Raw genomic sequence first — 19,669 nt, forward strand, 5'->3', positions numbered from 1 at the left:
TCAAGTAAGCGCCTGGGGATGAGCTGGCTGGTCGCCTAGCTGCAGCGTGAAATTCATAGGGTATCCGGAGATCAAAAAGACTCTGCGATCTCGATCGCAGAGTCTTTTTTTATGCAATTTTACGGCGGAACATGGCATAGGCGGCGCTGCCGGTGGTGGCGGTGATCGCCAGCAGCGGCCACAGGCTGTGCCAGATGATGCCGAAACTGGCGTCCTTCAGGTAGATCTGTTTGGTGATGTCGGTAAAGTGGCGGATGGGATTCACCCAGGTGAGGTTTTGCAGCCACACCGGCATATTTTCTACCGGCGAGACATAGCCGGAAAGCAGGATCGCCGGCATCATAAACACGAAAACGCCGATAAACGCCTGTTGCTGAGTGGCGCACAGCGACGAAATCAGCAGGCCGAACCCGACCAAAGACAGCCCATAAATCAGCATGGTGCCGTAGAACAGCAACAGCGAACCGGCGAACGGGATCTGATAGATAAAGATACCGATCAGCAACACGATGCTGGCCTGGAAGGTGGCGACGATCAGCGCCGGTACCGCCTTGCCGATAAAAATCTGCCAGGTGGTCAGCGGTGACACCAGCAACTGCTCCAGCGTGCCCTGTTCACGTTCTCGCGCCACCGACAACGAGGTGACAATCAGCACGCCAATGGTGGTGATCATGGCGATCAGCGACGGCACCACGAACCACTTGTAATCCAGATTCGGGTTATACCAGTTGCGTATTACCAGTTCGCTGTTGTTGGGTTTGGCACGGTTACCGATCAGCTCATTCTGATAGTCCTGCACAATCTGCTGCACGTAGTTGGCGGCGATTTGCGCGCTGTTGGAGTTGCGTCCGTCAAGCAACAGTTGCAGCGGGGCCGTATTGCCGCTCGCGATATCACGCGAGAACTGGGCCGGGAAGCGGATCAGCAGCAGCGCTTTTTGGTTGTCGATGGTGGTTTGAATCTCTTGTGGGCTACGCAACAGCAGCACATGCGAGAAGGCCTTGGCTTTGGCGAAGCGCTGGGTCAGTTCGACCGAGGCATGGCCGCTGTCTTCGCTGTAGACAGCGATGGTGGCGTTGGTCACCTCCAGCGTGGCGGCGAACGGGAACAGCAGCACCTGCAGAATAACCGGCAAAATAAGAATGGCGCGGGTCTGCGGATCGCGCAGCAGCGACTGCATTTCCTTTATGATTAACGTCCAGAGACGGTGAAACATCGTATTCCCCTTAATCCAGCCGCCGCTGGGTTTTCCAGGCCGTCAGGCCGATAAACACCACCGCCGAAGCGATCAGGAACAGCAAGTTAATCATCAACACCGTACCGACGTTGCCCGCCAGGAACAGCGTTTGCAGCGTGCTGACGAAGTAACGCGCCGGAATGATATAGGTTACGGCGCGTACGATGGCCGGCATGCTGTCGATCTGGAAGATAAAGCCGGACAGCATGATCGACGGCAGAAAAGCGGCGTTCAGCGCCACCATCGCCGCGTTAAACTGGTTGCGAGTAATGGTAGAAATCAGCAGCCCCATGCCGAGCGTACTGGCCAGGAACAGGCTGCTGATAACGAATAAAATCAGCAGTGAACCGCGATAGGGCACGCCGAGCACCCACACCGATACCGCCATGCATAACACCATGGCGATCATGCCGAGGAAATAGTAGGGCACCAGTTTGGACAGCAGCAGCTCAGTACGCGTCACCTGGGTGGAAAGCAGCGCCTCCATGGTGCCGCGCTCCCACTCGCGTGCGATCACCAATGAGGTGAGGATAGCGCCGATCACCGTCATGATAATGGTGATAGCGCCGGGAATGATGTAGTGCCGGCTGATGGCCGCCGGGTTGAACCAATAGCGCATCTGCACGTCGATTAAGGGTTTTTCCTCGCTCCCGCGGTCGGTGGCGCGCTGTTGTTGCCAGACTTGCCACACCCCCTGGGTATAGCCCTGAACAAAGTTGGCGGTGTTCGGCTCGCTGCCGTCGGTGATAATTTGAATCGGTGCGCTGTCGTGCGGCCGCGCCATACGTTGGGCAAAATCGTTGGGGATCACCACCAGCCCGCGGATGCGTCCGGCCTGCATCAGTTGGATCAACTGCTGACGGTTGTCGCTGATGGTCGGCTCGATGTAGGGCGAACCGGCAAAGGCGTTGGCCAAATCACGCGACTCTTCGCTCTGCTGTTCCATCAGGATGCCCAGCCTCAGTTTGCTGGAGTCCAGATTGATGCCGTAGCCAAAGATAAACAGCAGCATCAGGGGAATGACAAAGGCGATCAGCCCGCTGCTTGGATCGCGCAGAATTTGCCGCGTTTCTTTCAGGCACAGCGCGCGCAGCCGTCGCCAGGAAAAACCACTGTCGTCGCGGGTGGCGGTTTGACTGTTCATGCTTTTTCCTCCTGATCGTAACCCTGCACCAGTTCGATAAACGCCTGTTCCATTGATGGATTGGGGTTATCGCTGCTGGCGACCTGGTGCTTGAGATCGTCCGGCGTGCCGGCGGCGATGATCTTACCGCGATACACCAGCCCGATACGGTCGCAGTATTCCGCCTCGTCCATAAAGTGGGTGGTGACCATTACCGTCACGCCTTTATCCACCATGCCGTTGATATGCAGCCAGAATTCGCGCCGAGTCAGGGGATCGACGCCCGAGGTCGGTTCGTCGAGAAACAGAATATCCGGCTCGTGCATCAGCGCGCAGGCCAGCGCCAGCCGCTGTTTGAAGCCCAGTGGCAGCGAGTCCGGCGTCTGGTTGAGGATCGGGCCAAAGTTGAAGGCGTTGGACATCTCGCTGATTTTATCGCGCTGCGCCTTGCCGCTCAGGCCATAAACGCCGGAGAAAAACTTCAGGTTTTGTGCCACCGTCAGGTTGCCGTACAGCGAGAATTTCTGCGCCATATAACCCAAATGCTGGCGTGCCTTGCCGGAGCTGGTTTTCAAATCCATACCCAGCACCAGCGCCTTGCCTTCGGTGGGCACCAGCAACCCGCACATCATTTTAAAGGTGGTGGATTTACCGGCACCGTTCGGGCCGAGCAGGCCGAAAATCTCGCCGCGCTGCACTTTGAAGTCCACGTGGTCGGTGGCGGCAAAGTCGCCGAATTTCTTGGTTAGCCCCTGAGCTTCGATCACCGTTTCCGTGCTTTCTCCCTCGACGGTCGGCATGATCTCCGCCAGCGCCGATTTACTGTTTGGCCCGCCGCCGAGCAGATCGATAAACGCATCTTCAAAGCGCGGTTCCGCTTCGCTCAGTTCGGCATCCGGCAGATCCAATGCCTGCAGTAGCTGGCGATGATCTTCGCCTTGCTTGAGGATCAGCCGCAGGTATTTCCCCTGGATCACACCGTCGGTGACCGCCGGCAGGCAGATCGCCCGTTGCAGCAGGGCGCGGTGGCTACCGGCCGGTGGCGCGATCAGCACCGTGCGCCCGGCCATTCTCTGGGTAAGATCTTTCGGTGCGCCGCTGAACAGCAGTTCCCCTTCGTTAAGCAGCAGCACTTCGCGGCACTGTTCGGCTTCGTCCAGATAAGAGGTGCTCCACAGGATCAACATGCCGTCGTTGGCCAGTTCATGCACCATGCGCCACAGCTCGCGACGCGAGATTGGATCGACGCCGACCCCCGGCTCATCGAGCAACAGCACCTGCGGTTGCCCGACCAGCGTGCAGGCCAACCCGAGTTTTTGCTTCATGCCGCCGGAAAGTTTGCCCGCCAGTCGGGTGGTGAAACGGGTGAGATCGGTGAATGTCAGCAAGCGATCGAACGTCTGCTTGCGGAGATCGCCGGTGACGCCGCGCAGATCGGCGTACAGCGTCAGGTTTTCCATCACCGTCAGATCTTCATACAGACCAAACTTTTGCGGCATGTAGCCGAGAATGGCATGCAACTGACGATCCTGAGCGATCGGATCCAACCCGGCGACGCGCAGTGTACCGCTGCTGGGTTTGAGCAGCCCGGCCAGCATACGCAGCAGGGTGGTTTTACCGGCACCGTCCGGGCCAACCAGCCCGGTGACCGCGCCGCTGGTCAGCCGGGTAGTCAGGCTGGCGACAGCCGGTTTTGCCAGTGACGGGAAACGCTTTTCCAACGCCTCAAGCTCAATGACCTGTTCCATCACCGCTCCCTCAAGGTTGGGCAAAGCGAACGGTGACCGGCATCCCCTGGCGCAGCGCGTCATCGGCGTCGGTCACTATCACCCGCAGGCGGTACACCAGGTCGGTACGCAGGTCCGGGGTTTCGACGCTCTTCGGCGTGAATTCAGCGGTCGGCGAGACAAAGCCGATTTTGCCGTGATACGGCTTGTCTGGCCGGCCATCGGTATAAATTTCCAGTTCGGTACCGGGTGTCGCTTTACTCAGACTGGTTTCATTCACATAGGCACGCACCCACACCGGACGGGTCAGCGACAAAGTGAACACTGTGCCACCGGCGCCGAGCATGGTGCCCGGCTCGACCGCACGCGTCAGCACCGTGCCGGCCGACGGGGAAACTAAAGTGGTGTCGTGCAGGTTAAGCTGGGCCTGCGCCAGTGCGGCCTCGCTTTGCGCCAGATTGGCTTTGGCCTCTTCTATTTCTTGCGGACGATTACCGCTCAGGTATTGCGCCAGCTTGTCCTTCGACGCCTGTAGGTTGGCCTGCGCCTGATTGCGTGAGGTTCGGGCATCTTCCAGTGCGTCGGCTGAGGTGGCATTTTTCGCCCACAGGCCCTGCTGGCGCTTCAGGAAGCTATCGGCATAGCTAAAGGCGGACAGGCGCTGCGCCATTTCCGAACGTACCTGGGCTATTTCTTCGGCGCGGTAACCGGCCATCAGCAGCGCCAACTTGGCTTTGGCACTGCCGACGTTAGCCTGCGCCTGCTGTAGCGCGTTGATGTAGGGCGCGTCGTCCAGTTTGCCGAGTAATTGCCCCGGTTGCAGGGTATCGCCTTCATCCACCGTCAACGACGCCAGACGCCCATCGACGCGGAAGCCCAAATTCACCGTGCGAATATCCACGTTACCGTACAGCGTCAGCGGTTTGTCCTGATGCTGTTGGTAATACCAGACCCCGTAAACGGCCGCGGCGATCAGCACAACAACCGCCACCAAAAAGGCACTGCGTTTTTTATTCATAATTCTCCCTGCCTGAATTTATACCCGTCATCTTTCAAGTTGCAGCGTTGTTACCTGCACTCGCTCACCCCAGTTACTTACTTGAGTAAGCGCCTGGGGATGAGCGAGCTGGCCGCCTAGCTGCAACTTGAAAGCTATAGGGTATACGCGCCATAGCGTTGGCGCAGCCCATTAACCAGAATCTCAATGTGTTCAGCCAGTACTTCGCTGATTTGTTCTGCCTCGGCAGTGTCGATCTGCTGCCAACCGGCCTGTCGGCGGACGGTTTCCCGTGCCACGCGAAACGACAACACTTCACCGATCAGCGCGTGGGTATGCAGCACAATTTTGGTCGACTGCGGATCGATGCCGGTGTAGGCCGCCAGCAGGCGGCAAAGCTTGTTATGCAGCGGCGCCACCACCTGTTGGTGGATCAGCGGATAGGCGTCGGTGGGGGAGAGCTGCTCGCGCGACATGATTTTGCTCAGGTTCAGCGTCTGCGGTTGAGTCATCAGATCGCTGAACGCCAGCAGGCCGCGTTTCAGATGTTCGAGGTAGTGCTCCGGCAGACGTTCGGCTTCCGGGAGTTGCCAGAAGCGGTCAATCTCTTCGGCCAGCGGGCGAAACGCCTGCTGGATAAAATCGGCAATCCACTGGGCGACGGCCAGATACAGGCCCTCTTTGGAATTGAAGTAGTAGGTGATGGCGGCGATATTGTGCCCGGCGCGCTGGGCAATATCGCGGGTGGTGGCCCCCTGAATACCGTATTCACCGAACATTTCGATGGCGGCGGCGATCAACTGCTGACGCGCTTGCTCGCCCCGTGCTCGGCCGGCAGTCTGATTATTTGGCATTATTGATGGCGCTCATAAAAGTTAATCAATCATATGATTAACTTTATGCCAGATTGCACGAAATGCAATCAGTGACCGCGGTTTATTTAAGGGTATCTTTTCGGATTTGGCTGAATTGTCGGCATATTGTGCTCTGCGTCACTTAATTTGCGTTTTCTTGTTCGACTTCTGCTACACTCGCCCGCTTGGTGCACTGCAGTTTGTGCCAATCCCTCGTGGTCATGCAAAATGTCCCGTCTGATAATCCTCCCAGGAAACTGCACCGAACACTGTTAGGTTAGGGGGGATCTGGAGTTTTTCTCTTTATGTCATTTGAAACCCTCGGCTTAAGTGCTGAAATTCTGCGCGCTGTTGAAGAACAGGGCTATCGCGAACCTACGCCAATTCAGCGCCAGGCTATTCCTGTCGTATTGGAAGGTCGTGACCTGATGGCCAGCGCCCAGACCGGTACCGGTAAAACCGCTGGCTTTACCCTGCCGCTGCTACAGCTGCTGAGTAAGCATGACCATGCGGTCAAAGGTCGCCGTCCGGTTCGTGCGTTGATCCTGACGCCTACCCGTGAACTGGCTGCGCAGATCGGCGAAAACGTCGAATCCTACAGCAAATACCTGCGCCTGCGTTCGCTGGTGGTATTTGGTGGCGTGAGCATCAACCCGCAGATGATGAAACTGCGCGGCGGCGTCGACGTGCTGGTGGCAACACCGGGTCGCCTGCTGGATCTGGAACACCAGCGCGCGGTTGACCTGTCCAAAATTGAAATTCTGGTGCTGGACGAAGCAGACCGCATGCTGGATATGGGCTTTATCCATGATATCCGCCGCGTGCTGGCCAAACTGCCTGCCAAGCGTCAGAACCTGCTGTTCTCTGCAACCTTCTCCGACGACATCAAAGGGCTGGCCAACAAACTGTTGCACAACCCGGCATCGGTTGAAGTGGCGCGCCGCAACACCGCGTCCGAGCAGATTGAGCAAAGCGTGCACTTCGTTGACAAGAAGCGTAAGCGGGAACTGCTGTCCCAGATGATCGGCGAAGGTGACTGGAAGCAAGTCTTGGTGTTCAACCGCACCAAACACGGCGCCAACCACCTGGCTGAACAGCTGAACAAAGACGGCATCACTGCCGCAGCGATCCACGGCAACAAAAGCCAGGGCGCGCGTACCCGCGCATTGGCCGATTTTAAAGACGGCAAAATTCGCGTATTGGTCGCTACCGACATCGCGGCACGCGGTCTGGACATCGACCAGTTGCCACACGTGGTGAACTACGAGTTGCCTAACGTGCCGGAAGACTACGTGCATCGCATCGGCCGTACCGGTCGTGCTGAACGTACCGGTGAGGCGATCTCGCTGGTGTGTGTGGATGAACACAAACTGCTGCGTGATATCGAACGCCTGCTCAAACGTGAGATCCCGCGTATTGCTCTGCCGGGCTATGAGCCGGATCCGAGCATCAAGGCCGAGCCGATCATCAACGGCCGTCAGGCTGGTGGACGCGGTGCGCCACGCGGCAACGGCGGTGGTCAACGCTCCGGTAACGGTGGCGGCCAGCGCAGTGGCAACGGTGGCGGCAATGGCGGTCAGCGTGAAAACCGCGGTGGCGGCAGTGCTCGTCCGCAGGGTGATGGCAAGCCGCGTTCAGGTGCTCCGCGCCGTCCGCGCAGCCGCCCGGCTGAGTAAATTGCGCTGTTGTCAGCCGTCTGAGGCCACCTTTAGGGTGGCCTTAGTTTGGTGACAAACACCCGAAAAACGTGGTTTTCGGATGTTTGGCGTAAAGCAGAAGACTTAATCCTTTGTTTTTGTTAGTACCTAAAACAGTACTTTTAGCTACAAATGACTTTGTCAGCCGTCTGAGGCCACCTTTAGGGTGGCCTTTTTTATACGTAAAAATCAGCGCATCTCAAGTTCCGGCACCACCGACATGCCAACGCGCAGTCGCGCCAGTTCCGGCTGGTTGGGTTCCAGCAGGATCTTCACCGGCAGGCGTTGCACCACTTTGGTGTAGTTGCCGGTGGCGTTATCGGCGCTGATGGCGGCAAAGGTCGAGCCAGTGGCCGGGGCGATGCTGTCAACGTGGCCGCGCAGCGTCACGCCGGGCAGCGCATCGACGGTGATGGATACCGGCTGGCCGGCAGAGACGTTGGCTAACTGGGTTTCCAGGAAGTTGGCGACCACGTAGCTCTGTTGTAGCGGCACCACTGCCAGCAGACGCGTACCGGCGGAGACCCAGGCACCCTGGCGTACCGCGCGCTGGCCGACGCTGCCGGCAATCGGCGCAATAATCTGGGTATAGGAAAGATTCAGACGCGCCTGATCAACGCTGGCCTGCGAGGCGGCAATATTCGCTTCGGCCTGTTTGCGGCTGGCCTGCAACACCCCAACTTCTTTACGTGCCGAAAGCACCGCCGCCTGATTCTGCTTTAGCTGTGCGGCGGCGGTCTGCATCACGGAGGCCGATTTCTGCTGCTCATCAGCGGTGGCGGTGCCGGTTTTCAGCAACCGGCGATAGCGATCGGCGTTCTGCCCGGCGTAGTTGAGCGTGGCCTGGCTGGCGCTGACGCCGGCTTCCTGCTGGGCAATATTGGCCTGCTGTTGATCCAGCTGTGCCTGAATACTGGACAATTTGGCCTGGCTAATCTGCAGATTGGCCTGCGCCGTTTCCAGCGCCACGCGGTAATCCCGATCGTCGAGGGTGGCCAGAACTTCACCGGCTTTTACCTGCTGGTTGTCACTGACGTTGACGCTGCGGATATAGCCGGAAATCTTGGGGGCCACCAGCGTGTAATCGGCGCTTACGACCGCATCATCGGTACGTAAATGGTGGCGATTGAGCGATGAGCGGACAAAAAAAGCAATCGCCAGCAGGATTAACAGCAGCAACGCCAGGGTTAAGGTTCGTTTTGCAGGGGTGAAGCTCATGGTTATGATCCTGATGTTTTTGGAACTAGAGGTAAGAGCGTTTGCGGCGGATAGACACGCTTCGGCAACCAGGCGGTCAGCAACACCAAAAGCAGCGCGCAGCCAATAATCAGCAGGTAGGCGTCACTGATACTGAGGATCACCGCCTGATGCTTTACCAGCGTCGAAAAATGCCCGAGATTTTCCGCTGAACTGACCGAGCCGTCCGGTAACAGCGGCATAGCCCCGCTGGCGTGTTCTGAGCTCTCTGCCGTCATCAGCCACGGGCGATTACCCAGCCGGTCAACCAGCACATGAGAGTGAAATTGCTCCCGGTGGCTAATAAAATTCTCAACCAGGCTGCCCGCCGCCACGGCGGAAAAACCGCGCACGGTGTTAAACATTGCCGAGGCGAAGGGCCCTTCTGGTGGCAGGATCACGCTGGTAGAGGTCATTAACACCGGTAAAATCATCATCGGCTGGCCAAATGCCTGTAGGCCTTGGATCAGCCAGAAGTTTTCTCGTGCCCAATCGTCGGTCAATTGCATTCCCAGCAGGCAGGAGACGGCGATTAGCGCGGCACCGATAGTCAACACCCAACGGGCGTCTATCCAGCGCAGGTTCAACAGGGCGGCGATGAAAGGTGCTATCACCAACTGCGGCAGGCCGACGGCTAACGCCAGCGGCGCAAATTGTACGGTGCGAAAACCCTCCACCTGCGAAAAGTAAAACGACGGCAGCATTGAGCCTGACAACGCCAGCAACAGCACGCCAGCCAGCGTCAGCAGGCTATAAGAAAGATTGATGCGCCGCAGTAATTGCAGTTTTAACAGTGGCAACGGATGGAACCATTCGTTGATTAAAAACGTCACCAGCAACGCAATGGAAACCGGCAGCATCAGGCTAATCAAGGGGGAATTGAACCAGTCGAGTCGCTCACCCTGAGTCAGCGAAAGGATCAACAGCGCGATACCGCTACAACCGGTCAGCATGCCGAACAGATCGATCTGGCGGAAACGCTCCAGCCGCAAGGGATCCTGCGGCAACCCCCAACAGATCAGTAAGGAGGCTATCAGACACAGCGGGATCGCCTGCCAAAAGACAAACTGCCAACCCAGACTGTCGGTCCACAGCGCCGCCAGCGGTGCCGCGACATTGGGGCCAAAGGTGGCGGTGAGCGCATAGGCGGCCAGCCCGTAAAGTTTGATGGTCGGGGGCAGAAAACGCAGCGCCACCGTCATCAGCAACGGCGGCAATGCCCCGCCAAACAGGCCTTGCACCACCCGCAGAGCAATAAACAGCGTGGGATCAGCAGTTAACGGCTGGAGTACGCCGACGGCGGCAAAACCGCCGATCATCACCAGGGCGAAACGGCGTAGCGAAAAGGTCACGGCAAACCAGGGGGCCACCATCATGGCCGACACTTCCGCGGCCTGATAGGCCGAGGTGATCCAGCTCCCCTGGTCGAAACCGATACCGATAGCCGCGCGGATATCCGCCAGCGCCAAATCGCTGATGCGATCATTGAGTCCTGAGGTCAGGGCGGCAATCAGCACACCCACCAACCCCACAGCCAGACGCAGGGTAAAAGGATGCGGCGCAGCGACGGCAGGCGCAGGCTGAGCATTCATAGTATGACTCCAGAAACGAAACTTACGATGCACTGTATTGCATAGCGATACATTGTGACGCATGCTACATTGTGATGCACTGTATTGCAATGTGGTACATCGTGCCGCCTGACCGGAAAAATGTTACAGTGTGGTCAAAAGCAAGGAAAAGAGCCTTCCATGTCCGAACCCTCAACATGTTGTGATGATGAAAAAACCGGCGGTATTCAGGTCATTACCCGTGCGGCTAAAATCCTCGATGCGCTGGGCGCCAAGCCCAATGGCATGAGCCTGGGTGAGATAGCGCTGGCGGTCGATCTGCCGCGCTCCACCGTGCAACGTATCGTCAACGCGCTGGACTCCGTGCAATTGGTGCGCGGCGGTGCCGGTGGTGTGCGCCTCGGGCCGTCGTTGCTGCGGCTGATTGCCAGTGTACATACCGAAATGGTGTCAATTGCGACCCCCTGGTTGCAGGCTTTATGTGACGCCACCGGCGAGACGGTATCGCTGGGGCGCGCCAGCGGTTTGCAACTGGCGGTAGTGCACTACATTGTGGCGGATCGTGAGCTGCGAGTGGTGCCACGCATCGGCATGAATCTGCCGCTGTACAGCACCTCCGGCGGGCGAGCGCTGCTGGCGTTGAACAGCGACGATGCGGCCCGGGATTTACTGGGTGAGGCCTATAGGGCGGTGACGGATCTGACGGTGCGTGATTTTCCGGCACTGCTGCAGCACCTGACCGAAATACGCCGTACCGACCTGTCCTTCGATCGGGAAGAAACGCTGGAAGGCGTCTCTACCATGGCGGTGGCTATCGACACCATTCTGGGGCGTTTCTCCATCAGTCTGTTAGTGCCCAGCACCCGTTTGGCCAAGAATGAAGCTCGCTTCCGCGAGGAGATCCTTAAGTGCAAAGACGCGTTGATCGATGAGATTGGCAAGGTGGCGTCGCGAGATTAACCGGAGAAGATAATGAAAACGCTGTTGGTTGCGGTTGATAATTCCGCTAATGCTCGTAAGGTCATTTCACTGGCTGGCGAACAGGCGTTGGCGCAACAGGCGGCGCTAGTGGTGCTTTGTTGTGTCGATCTTAGCTATTCCATGACGGGGCCGTTTGAAATTGAACCGGGTGAAGATCCGGCAGATTTCGGTTGCGCGCAGGATGAACAACAGGCCGCCGCGACCGTGGTGCACCGGGCGCTGAGCGAACTGCAGGCGGCAGGGGTCAATGCGCGTGGGCGGGTGGTGGCCGGTGAACCGGCAGAAACCATAGTTGCCCAGGCGAAAGAGCTGAATGCGACGATGATTATTATGGGGCGACGCCATCTTTCCCCCTTTAGACGTTTGTTGAATGGGTCACACAGCGCCCTGGTGATTGAGAACGCCGATTGCCCGGTGCTGGTTGACGTGCGTGCCGACTGATTTTGCCTAATCCCGGAGCCGAAGATGAAACTAAAATGTGCCATTCTTGATGATTATCAGCAGGTCGCGCTCAGCATGGCCGACTGGTCTGCCCTCGGAGATCGGGTTGAGGTGTTCAGCATCGGTCAACATTTTAGTGATGAAGCGGAACTGGCCGTGCATCTGCAGGACTGCGATATTTTGGTGATTATGCGTGAACGCACGCCAATCACCGCCACGCTGCTGGCGCGTTTGCCTCAGCTAAAACTGTTGATCACCTCGGGCATGCGCAATGCCTCTATTGATTTGGCGGCGGCGGCACAGCGCGGGGTTATTGTCTGCGGCACCGCCAGCGGCTCAGCAGCACCGATGGAGCTAAGCTGGGCACTGCTGCTGGGGTTGGCAAAACATTTACTGGTGGAAAATCATGGCCTGCGTAATAACGGGCCGTGGCAGCAAGCGGTTGCCGTGACCCTGCAGGGCAAGACGCTGGGCCTGCTGGGGTTGGGCAAGATTGGCAGCCAAATGGCGGTGGTGGCGCAGGCGTTTGGTATGCGGGTGCTGGCCTGGAGCCAAAACCTGACGGCAGAAAGGGCCGCCGAGGTGGGGGTGACGCTGGCAGCATCCAAACAGGCGCTGTTTGAACAGAGCGACTTTGTTTCGGTTCATCTGGTGCTCAGTGAGCGTAGCCGTGGGCTGGTGGGCCGGCCAGAGCTGCAGGCGATGAAGAAAACCGCTTATCTGATCAATACCTCGCGTGCGGCGATTGTCGATCGCAGCGCGTTGATTGACGCATTGCAGCAAGGGCAGATCGCCGGTGCCGGGCTGGACGTGTTTGAGGTTGAACCCTTGCCGAGTGACGACATCTTCCGCCAACTGCCCAACGTGTTGGCGACGCCGCATCTGGGTTATGTGGCCGACAGCAACTATCAAATCTATTTCCGCGAAGCGATCGAAAACATCGAGGCCTTTATCGCCGGTGTTCCGCTGCGTCAATTGGCGTAGCGCGGTTTTATTCCCCCCAGATGCTTGTCTGCTGCGGGCATTCCCCCGTATCATTGCGCGTCTTTTTTAGCAGGGGTGAACATGCGCGTATTATTGGCTCCGATGGAGGGCGTTCTCGATTCTTTGGTGCGTGAGCTGCTCACCGAAGTGAACGACTACGACCTGTGCATCACCGAATTCCTGCGCGTGGTTGATCAACTGCTGCCTGCCAAGTCTTTCTACCGCCTGTGCCCTGAACTGCATCACGCCAGCCGCACCCCGTCCGGCACGCTGGTTCGCATCCAATTGCTCGGTCAATACCCGCAATGGCTGGCAGAAAACGCCGCTCGCGCGGTGGAACTGGGTTCTTACGGTGTCGACCTCAACTGTGGTTGCCCATCCAAGCTGGTTAACGGCAGCGGCGGTGGGGCGACGCTGCTCAAAGACCCGGAGCTGATTTACCAGGGCGCCAAAGCGATGCGTGCAGCGGTACCTGCCCATTTGCCGGTAACGGTAAAAATACGGCTGGGTTGGGATAGCGACAGCCGCAGTTTTGAAATTGCCGATGCGGTGCAGCAGGCGGGCGCCACCGAATTGGCGGTGCATGGCCGTACCAAAGAGGACGGCTACAAGGCCGAGCGCATTAACTGGGCGGCGATTGGCGAGATCCGCCAGCGGCTGACCATTCCGGTGATCGCCAACGGCGAAATCTGGGACTACCAGAGCGCACAAGACTGCCTGCAAACCACCGGCTGCGATGCGGTGATGCTGGGGCGCGGCGCATTAAACGTGCCGAACCTGAGCCGGGTGGTGAAATACAACGAACCGCGCATGCCGTGGCCGCAGGTGGTGCAACTGCTGCAAAAATACGTTCACCTGGAAAAACAGGGCGACACCGGCCTGTATCACGTGGCGCGGATTAAACAGTGGCTGGGGTATTTGCGCAAAGAGTATGCCGAGGCCACCGAGTTGTTCGGCGAAGTGCGTGCGCTGACCAACTCGAAGGACATTGCCCGGGTGATCTGCCGTTAGCCATAATAAACCCACCTAGCGTGGGTTAGATTAATCTTGTTTCCTCATGCCCCTCTGGGTTGGCTGCCTCCATCGGGATAAACGCTAGCCAACCTGAGAGTTTCATTTTTCCAGATCAATACCAAAATACCGCATCAGCGCAGCACGCCGTTCGTCTTCGGAATGCAGCGTCGATTCATGGCGTTGGTGATCTTCGGTGATAATCAGTTTGTTCTCGCTGATAGTCACCCGACCATTTTCCGTTGGCCGCGAACACACCAGCCGCTGGGTAAAATGCGACTGCGGCGAGGTGCTGTGGTAGTGGCACATGCCGTCGAACTCACTTGGCTCACGGGCTTGCAGGGTAAAGCGGTACAGGGTTTTGGCATGCGAGCGATTATCGCCGTTTCTGCGTTCCAGGTAATAGGTCTCGCCTTCCTGCTCTAAATGGAAGGTGCCGCTGGTCTGCGGTTGCTGCTCGGTGGTGGTGATCTTCAGCGGCGTCAGGAACGAATCACCAAACCCCACGTCCACCAGATACGGCTGATCCAGCTCCACCATCAGTGCCATATGGTCGAAGGGCGCGCCGAAGCTGCCGTCGCGTGCGCGGATCTCGCCGGAAATAAACTGCACGTTAAAGCCGATGTCCTTCAACAGCGCGGCAAACAGCCGGTTCAGCTCATAGCAAAAGCCGCCGCGGTTGCGTTCGACAATTTTATTGAACAGCGCCGGTTCCTCCAGATGAATCCCCTGGCGATAAATAATGCTCAGGTTCTCAAAGGGTACGCTCAGCATATGGCAGCGGTGTAACTGTTGCAGCGTCAGGAGGTCGGGCTTGGGGATGCCTGCGAATCCAATATGTTGCAGGTAGCGTTGTCTGTCCACGGTTTGTCTCGCAGCAAAAAAATTGATTATAAAATAGTTGGATTTTTCACTGCTGTGGGCGCAATACGTGCTGCGTCAGAACGCCGGGGGTTGGTCTGCCGCCTGCAGCAGCAGATTCACCCAGCGGCGGGTGGTGGCGCTAACGAACGCGCTGTCCGCCCAGCACAGGCGGTAGTGGTAGGCGGCGGGCAGTTGTCGGTCGTCGCCAAAGACCCGAACCAGCTTGCCGGTGGCCAGGGCATCCTGCGCGACTGCCAGGCTGCCGAGTACGATGCCGTTACCTTCTATCGCTTCCTGCAGGGCATGGCCGACGCTGTTAAAGGTGAGAATACCGCGCGGTGCCGGGGTGCCTTCGCCAAAGGCGGCGAACCAGTCTTGCCAACCGGCTATGCCCATCTTCTGTCCATCCTTCCACGGCGAGTGGATCAATTGCGACAGCGCCAAATCGGTGGCCGTAATGCGACGAGGGTGCGCGGCAAGAAAGGCCGGGCTTGCCAGCGGCGCGAAGGTATCGGCTAGCAGCTCGCGGGAGTGTGGCGGCGGATTGGCGGTGGGGCTGTAACGGATGGCGATGTCTGCTTCGCCATTGGCCAGGTCACGCAGGCTTTCGTTGGCGTCCAGCACCAGTGAAACATCAGGATCGGCACGGCGCAGTGCCGGTAGTCGTGCCGCCAGCCAGTGGCTGGCAATGCCCAGCGTGCAGGTCAGCTTCAGCGTTTGCTGTTGCTCTGGCCGGACGCGATCGCTGGCTTTTTGCAGCAACGTCAGTGCGCGAGTCACGTCGATGGCCAGTTGTTTGCCGGTGTCGTTTAGCGCCACCGCGTTCCCCTTGCGGTGAAACAGCTCGACGCCCAGCTCATTTTCCAGGTGACGTATCTGGCGGCTGACCGCCCCCAGCGTGACGTTCAACTCCTCCGCTGCCTCGGTAAAACTGGCGCAGCGCGCCGCCACCTCGAAAGTGTGCAAGGCTTTCAGGGAGGGCAGGCGAGGTTGAGCGTTCAGCTTGAGTTTCATTCAACCATATTGCCAATCTATCGATGTTCCACAAGTGATTTTTTGCTTACTTTTAGGGCAAATATTCGACGGGAGTATCGTGTGGACATTGTGATGGGGCTGGCTGCCGCACTGTGCTGGGGCGGCACGGATTTTTTGGTCGGTATCAACGCCCGATCGGTGGGGGTGCGCAGGGCGGTATTTTTTTCGCAGGCGATTGGCTTTGTGATTTTTACTGCCTTATTACCGGCAACGGTGGTTCCTGTCTTTGCGACTTCCGGCGTGGTTTGGGGGCTGGCATTGCTGGCCGCTGCCCTGATCGTAGGCGGTTCACTGGCGCTGTCGCAGGCCTTCGCTATTGGCAAGGCGGCGATGGTGGCCCCTCTGGTCACCAGCTACGGTGCGGTTACCACGCTGTTGTCGTGGCTAAGTGGCGAACGTCTGGGGGCGTTGACGCTGACGGGGCTGGTTATTTGTTTACTGGGGGTGATGCTGACCGCCGTCAGCCCTGCGCGGCAGCCGGAAAACTCTTCGTCGACCTTACCGGCGATAGCCTTCGCGCTGATCGCCGCGTGCTGTTATGGCACCGGTTTTTGGCTGCAGGGGAAATACACGCTGCCGGTACTGGGGCCGAGTGTCAGCCTGTGGCTCGGCTATACGCTGGGGCTGACGGCTCTGCTGGCGCTGAGCACTAACCGGCGTGCGTTGGTGGCACGCCCCGGCTGGCGGCAGGGTGGGCTACTGCTGGCCGCCAGTTTGCTCAACCTGGGGGGCTTTAGCGCCTTTGCCGTAGGGGCCGGTGGCGGATCGGTGGCGGTGGTAACGGTGCTTAGCACCCTGTCTGGCGGTATTGCCGCGCTGCTGGGCGCTTTGCTGCTACGTGAGCGCCTTGCCGCCCTACAGTGGCTGGGCGTGTTAACGGTATTGGCCGGTGCCGTGGTGCTGCATTGGCATTAAGCTCCAGGCTCAGCCAATAAGTCCTTACTCCAGCGTGCCGGGGTGCATATTTTTCTGCATCCAGTCGCGTAATGACACGACGTCAGGGCGATCGGCAGTGTCTTCCAGCGTCACCAGATAATAATTCGCGCCGGGTAAAGACAGATCGAACGGTGCCACCAGCATTTTGCGTTTTATTAAATCCTCTGCCAGCAACTTACTGGCAATAACCACCCCTTGCCCTGCCACGGCGGCTTGCAGCGCATGGGTTTCATCGCTGAAATACAGGCCTCTTGAAATATTCAGATTCTCCGGCCCGTAACCTTGCTGCCAGTGTTTCCAGTCAGGGCTTTCGGCAGGAACATGCCTGTTCTCGACGTGAAACAGCGTCGTGCGGTGCAGGTCGCTCAGGGTATTCAAGGCCAGTGCCGGGCTGGCAACCACAATAAACCGATCCTCATACAGCAAGGTACTGTGAAGGCCTATTTCAGCGGTTTCACGATAACGTATGGCTACGTCGACGGTACGCTGCGTTAAGTCGACGCTTTGCACGCTGGTATGCAGGTGTAAATCAATCTCGGGAAATTGCGCCTTAAAGCTTTCAAGGCGCAGCACCAGCCAATTGGTCAAAAAGTTCGAGGTGGTGGTGATGGTTAGCGCCGGAGGTTGTCTGGCCTGATCAATTTTTTTTACCGACTCTTCCAGGGCGGTAAAGGCGGATTGCGTGCCCGTATACAGCAAGTGTCCGGCCTCGGTCAGTTTCACCCCCTGTGCGTTGCGTTCGAACACGCGGCATTCCAGCATGGATTCAATCAAACGGATTTGATGGCTGACCGCGGTGGCGCTGACATTCAGTTGCCCGGCAGCCTGCTTGAAGCTAAGACAATTGGCAACCGCATGGAAGGCGCGCAGTGCGCCCAGCGGCGGTAAACGGGAAGATTGCATGATGAGTTATTTTCATCCATGGGTGAAAACTCTGACTTTGATTGCCTGATTATATATGCGATAGGCTCAACATACCTCCTTGTAAGGATGAAAAAAATTTTCTATCGCCGCTTTTATATAGTGAGGATCATTATGAGCACGTCTCCTTTATCCGTCCCTTTTGCCGCGTCTGCGCAACAGCAGGCGCAAACCAATGCCGGTATTCTTTTAGTCAGTGGGCTGGTAGCGCAAGTTGCACTGTTACTGAAACTCTATGCGCTGGAGAACCCGCTGCTGCTGATCGCTTTGCTGGCCTGCTTGAGTATTGCCTTTGTTTTGGCCGTATTTTTAATGCAGCTGAAAGTGTTCCAGAGCAAAAGTCGCCTCAGCCTGGTACGCCATGGGTTTGTCATCAGTGCCGTCGGCACCTTGCTGCTGATCCTGGTATTGCATGGTCTGCCAAATGACCTGCAGCTGTTTTCTGCAATGGCTATTTGCGGCTTGGGTCAGGGAATGGTTTACAGCGCCGCGATACGTCGAGGCACCCACAACGACGGCCATGGACTGCGCCGACGCGCGCTGCTGATTGCAGGGAGTGGCCTTGCGGTTGCGGCTGTCCTGCTGATCCAATCGAGTTTTAGCGGAATAACGGGTTTTCCCTACGCTTTTGCCATGTTGATTGACCTGTCGCTACTTGCGGCCCTGTACGTAAGGGTGGTCGAGCTGGAGAGCTAGCCGTTGATGCGACTAACCGGTCGCCGGATATAGGTCAAAGGATTGAGCGAGCGCAGGTGCATCTGCAATACGGTGCCACGGCGGAAGAAGTAGTTGAGGAGGGTCAGCGACAACAATTCGGTCAGCAGGGTGCTGTAGGCCGCGCCCATCATGCCGTATTGGCGGATCAGGCAGTACGACAGCGGAATATTGATGATAAATACCAGGAACATCTTCTTCGACAAGAAGCCGTAGCCGGAGAAAATCACAATGTATTTGTAGGCCAGGGTGCCCAGGGCGGAAAGCAGGGTGGCAACCGCCAACACCCCCATCGCCGGGTAAGCCGCTAAATACTGCTCGCCGTACAGCAGCACAATCACCGGTTTGCCGAGCAAAAAGATGCCGGCGACGATCGCGGCGGCAATCGCCAGCACCAGCCCATTGAGTTTGGCGGCGGTGCGCATGGCATCATCGCGCTGATAAGCGAATATTTTGGCGAAAAATGAGGTGATAACCGCATCGGTGACAAACATCCAGGCGGTGGCCAGCGTAATGGCAACGGAGTAAATGCCCAGCGCTTCGGCGGAGACGAACCACATCAGGAACAGCTGCGCCAGCCGGGTGTAGATGGCGATGGAGACATTGGAAACCGCCAGGGGCAAGCCGCTGGCGAGCAGATAGCGCACGTATTTGCGGCGAACGCGCCCTGGTGCGACAAAGCGCGGATTTCGGCGGTGATAGATATGGTGGCGGATCAGGTAGGGGATCAAATAAACCATCACGATCGGGATCGCCAGGTAATACAGGTGCAGATCAAAATAAACGATCAGATAACGCACCAGCAGCGCACTGCCCAGCCCGCTGACGTTGGCCAGAGTATTGAAGCGCGATTCCAGCCGGGCATCATGATAGATGGTGAAAACGTCCCTGAGTGAGAAGAAGCTGGCGACAAAGGTGGCGGCGCAAAAGTAGAAGGTAATGAAATCTTCCCGTAGCCCGGTGTAAATCAATATTGCCGCAGAGAACAGCACAAAGCAGCCCTGACGCAGCCGGTTGGTGGAAAACATCAATGCCGTTCCCGAGGCCGGGTTGCGGCTAATCCGCTTGAACAGCACGGTATCAGAGCCCAGCAGCGCCAGCGTTTGAGTAATGGCGAAAATCGCGGTGGCAAAGGTGATTTTGCCAAAGCTTTCCGGGCCGATATATCTCGCCATATAGGCGGTGATAAAAATGACGCCAAGGATAGACACCATTTTTTCGGATATCATCCAAAACGCATTTCTCACGATATTGATATCTATGAATTTTAATTTCATGGGGACTTTCCCTGTCGCATCTTATAATAGGAATCATCCGATTATTTCCTTACCCTCTGTAAG

The 19,669-nt window shown here is 57.6% G+C and carries 18 protein-coding genes; 7 read left to right on the forward strand and 11 right to left on the reverse strand.

Going from position 1 to position 19,669, the window contains the following annotated elements:
* Window positions 1-109: 109 nt before the first annotated feature.
* The 5 genes from ACNT1W_RS08675 to cecR form a co-directional block, all read right to left on the reverse strand.
* Window positions 110-1,216, reverse strand: coding sequence for an ABC transporter permease (locus ACNT1W_RS08675; protein ID WP_012005760.1), 1,107 nt, complete (start codon window positions 1,214-1,216; stop codon window positions 110-112).
* Window positions 1,217-1,226: 10 nt separating this feature from the next.
* Window positions 1,227-2,381, reverse strand: coding sequence for an ABC transporter permease (locus ACNT1W_RS08680; protein WP_419246640.1), 1,155 nt, complete (start codon window positions 2,379-2,381; stop codon window positions 1,227-1,229).
* Window positions 2,378-4,108: an ATP-binding cassette domain-containing protein gene (locus ACNT1W_RS08685; RefSeq protein ID WP_017891985.1), complete on the reverse strand. Its 1,731-nt coding sequence runs from the start codon at window positions 4,106-4,108 to the stop codon at window positions 2,378-2,380. Before ACNT1W_RS08685 ends, ACNT1W_RS08680 begins: the two co-directional genes overlap by 4 nt.
* A 10-nt stretch (window positions 4,109-4,118) precedes the next feature.
* Window positions 4,119-5,105, reverse strand: a complete 987-nt coding sequence (hlyD, locus tag ACNT1W_RS08690) for a secretion protein HlyD (protein WP_112364318.1) — start codon at window positions 5,103-5,105, stop codon at window positions 4,119-4,121.
* Between the two features lie 134 nt (window positions 5,106-5,239).
* Window positions 5,240-5,938: a transcriptional regulator CecR gene (gene cecR / locus ACNT1W_RS08695; protein ID WP_012005764.1), complete on the reverse strand. Its 699-nt coding sequence runs from the start codon at window positions 5,936-5,938 to the stop codon at window positions 5,240-5,242.
* Window positions 5,939-6,243: 305 nt separating this feature from the next.
* On the opposite strand from cecR, the gene rhlE reads away from it, so the two are divergent.
* Entirely contained in the window at window positions 6,244-7,614 is a 1,371-nt protein-coding gene (gene rhlE, locus ACNT1W_RS08700) for an ATP-dependent RNA helicase RhlE (protein WP_012005765.1), read from the forward strand.
* Window positions 7,615-7,824: 210 nt separating this feature from the next.
* Here the strand turns inward: rhlE and ACNT1W_RS08705 are convergent, their stop codons facing one another.
* Window positions 7,825-8,853: an HlyD family secretion protein gene (locus tag ACNT1W_RS08705; RefSeq protein WP_419246641.1), complete on the reverse strand. Its 1,029-nt coding sequence runs from the start codon at window positions 8,851-8,853 to the stop codon at window positions 7,825-7,827.
* Between the two features lie 2 nt (window positions 8,854-8,855).
* Window positions 8,856-10,463 (reverse strand): MFS transporter, encoded by a 1,608-nt coding sequence (locus ACNT1W_RS08710; protein ID WP_419246642.1) that lies wholly within the window; start codon window positions 10,461-10,463, stop codon window positions 8,856-8,858.
* Window positions 10,464-10,622: 159 nt separating this feature from the next.
* On the opposite strand from ACNT1W_RS08710, the gene ACNT1W_RS08715 reads away from it, so the two are divergent.
* From ACNT1W_RS08715 to dusC, 4 genes are all read left to right on the forward strand, one after another.
* Window positions 10,623-11,402 carry an IclR family transcriptional regulator gene (locus ACNT1W_RS08715; protein ID WP_419246643.1) on the forward strand — a complete coding sequence of 260 codons (780 nt, stop codon included), beginning with the start codon at window positions 10,623-10,625 and terminating at the stop codon, window positions 11,400-11,402.
* A 12-nt stretch (window positions 11,403-11,414) separates the two neighbouring features.
* Window positions 11,415-11,864, forward strand: a complete 450-nt coding sequence (locus tag ACNT1W_RS08720; RefSeq protein ID WP_017891990.1) for a universal stress protein — start codon at window positions 11,415-11,417, stop codon at window positions 11,862-11,864.
* Window positions 11,865-11,888: 24 nt separating this feature from the next.
* Window positions 11,889-12,848, forward strand: a complete 960-nt coding sequence (locus tag ACNT1W_RS08725; RefSeq protein WP_419246644.1) for a D-2-hydroxyacid dehydrogenase family protein — start codon at window positions 11,889-11,891, stop codon at window positions 12,846-12,848.
* An 81-nt stretch (window positions 12,849-12,929) separates the two neighbouring features.
* Complete coding sequence (gene dusC, locus ACNT1W_RS08730) at window positions 12,930-13,859, forward strand: tRNA dihydrouridine(16) synthase DusC (protein ID WP_012005771.1); 930 nt, start codon at window positions 12,930-12,932, stop codon at window positions 13,857-13,859.
* 102 nt (window positions 13,860-13,961) lie between these two features.
* Here dusC and ACNT1W_RS08735 read toward each other — a convergent pair whose 3' ends face one another.
* Together ACNT1W_RS08735 and ACNT1W_RS08740 are read right to left on the reverse strand one after the other, a co-directional pair.
* Window positions 13,962-14,723 (reverse strand): arylamine N-acetyltransferase family protein, encoded by a 762-nt coding sequence (locus tag ACNT1W_RS08735; RefSeq protein WP_012005772.1) that lies wholly within the window; start codon window positions 14,721-14,723, stop codon window positions 13,962-13,964.
* Between the two features lie 75 nt (window positions 14,724-14,798).
* The gene (locus ACNT1W_RS08740; RefSeq protein WP_012005773.1) at window positions 14,799-15,737 is read right to left on the reverse strand and encodes a LysR substrate-binding domain-containing protein; all 939 of its coding nucleotides are present in this window, start codon (window positions 15,735-15,737) and stop codon (window positions 14,799-14,801) included.
* Between the two features lie 81 nt (window positions 15,738-15,818).
* Here ACNT1W_RS08740 and ACNT1W_RS08745 point away from each other — a divergent pair, with 81 nt between their 5' ends.
* Window positions 15,819-16,673 carry an EamA family transporter gene (locus tag ACNT1W_RS08745; RefSeq protein ID WP_419246645.1) on the forward strand — a complete coding sequence of 285 codons (855 nt, stop codon included), beginning with the start codon at window positions 15,819-15,821 and terminating at the stop codon, window positions 16,671-16,673.
* Window positions 16,674-16,697: 24 nt separating this feature from the next.
* On the opposite strand, the gene ACNT1W_RS08750 is transcribed toward ACNT1W_RS08745, so the two are convergent.
* Window positions 16,698-17,597, reverse strand: coding sequence for a LysR substrate-binding domain-containing protein (locus ACNT1W_RS08750; protein WP_419246646.1), 900 nt, complete (start codon window positions 17,595-17,597; stop codon window positions 16,698-16,700).
* Window positions 17,598-17,729: 132 nt separating this feature from the next.
* Between ACNT1W_RS08750 and ACNT1W_RS08755 the strand changes: the two genes are divergently transcribed.
* Complete coding sequence (locus ACNT1W_RS08755) at window positions 17,730-18,311, forward strand: hypothetical protein (RefSeq protein ID WP_261136603.1); 582 nt, start codon at window positions 17,730-17,732, stop codon at window positions 18,309-18,311.
* Here the strand turns inward: ACNT1W_RS08755 and ACNT1W_RS08760 are convergent.
* On the reverse strand, window positions 18,308-19,606 hold the full coding sequence (locus tag ACNT1W_RS08760) for an oligosaccharide flippase family protein (protein ID WP_261136601.1): 1,299 nt from the start codon (window positions 19,604-19,606) through the stop codon (window positions 18,308-18,310). The genes ACNT1W_RS08755 and ACNT1W_RS08760 overlap by 4 nt on opposite strands.
* Window positions 19,607-19,669 lie beyond the last annotated feature (63 nt).

The sequence above is a fragment of the Serratia sp. NFX21 genome, assembly GCF_048517035.1.
Classification (GTDB): domain Bacteria; phylum Pseudomonadota; class Gammaproteobacteria; order Enterobacterales; family Enterobacteriaceae; genus Serratia; species Serratia quinivorans.

Excerpts from the sequence above, each read along its gene's own strand:
- rhlE (WP_012005765.1), top strand. The coding sequence starts at position 6,244 with ATGTCATTTGAAACCCTCGGCTTAAGTGCTGAAATTCTGCGCGCTGTT.
- ACNT1W_RS08710 (WP_419246642.1), bottom strand. The coding sequence starts at position 10,463 with ATGAATGCTCAGCCTGCGCCTGCCGTCGCTGCGCCGCATCCTTTTACC.
- ACNT1W_RS08760 (WP_261136601.1), bottom strand. The coding sequence starts at position 19,606 with ATGAAATTAAAATTCATAGATATCAATATCGTGAGAAATGCGTTTTGG.
- ACNT1W_RS08740 (WP_012005773.1), bottom strand. The coding sequence starts at position 15,737 with ATGAAACTCAAGCTGAACGCTCAACCTCGCCTGCCCTCCCTGAAAGCC.
- ACNT1W_RS08685 (WP_017891985.1), bottom strand. The coding sequence starts at position 4,108 with ATGGAACAGGTCATTGAGCTTGAGGCGTTGGAAAAGCGTTTCCCGTCA.
- ACNT1W_RS08705 (WP_419246641.1), bottom strand. The coding sequence starts at position 8,853 with ATGAGCTTCACCCCTGCAAAACGAACCTTAACCCTGGCGTTGCTGCTG.
- ACNT1W_RS08755 (WP_261136603.1), top strand. The coding sequence starts at position 17,730 with ATGAGCACGTCTCCTTTATCCGTCCCTTTTGCCGCGTCTGCGCAACAG.
- ACNT1W_RS08715 (WP_419246643.1), top strand. The coding sequence starts at position 10,623 with ATGTCCGAACCCTCAACATGTTGTGATGATGAAAAAACCGGCGGTATT.
- dusC (WP_012005771.1), top strand. The coding sequence starts at position 12,930 with ATGCGCGTATTATTGGCTCCGATGGAGGGCGTTCTCGATTCTTTGGTG.
- cecR (WP_012005764.1), bottom strand. The coding sequence starts at position 5,938 with ATGCCAAATAATCAGACTGCCGGCCGAGCACGGGGCGAGCAAGCGCGT.
- ACNT1W_RS08680 (WP_419246640.1), bottom strand. The coding sequence starts at position 2,381 with ATGAACAGTCAAACCGCCACCCGCGACGACAGTGGTTTTTCCTGGCGA.
- ACNT1W_RS08675 (WP_012005760.1), bottom strand. The coding sequence starts at position 1,216 with ATGTTTCACCGTCTCTGGACGTTAATCATAAAGGAAATGCAGTCGCTG.
- ACNT1W_RS08750 (WP_419246646.1), bottom strand. The coding sequence starts at position 17,597 with ATGCAATCTTCCCGTTTACCGCCGCTGGGCGCACTGCGCGCCTTCCAT.
- ACNT1W_RS08725 (WP_419246644.1), top strand. The coding sequence starts at position 11,889 with ATGAAACTAAAATGTGCCATTCTTGATGATTATCAGCAGGTCGCGCTC.
- hlyD (WP_112364318.1), bottom strand. The coding sequence starts at position 5,105 with ATGAATAAAAAACGCAGTGCCTTTTTGGTGGCGGTTGTTGTGCTGATC.
- ACNT1W_RS08720 (WP_017891990.1), top strand. The coding sequence starts at position 11,415 with ATGAAAACGCTGTTGGTTGCGGTTGATAATTCCGCTAATGCTCGTAAG.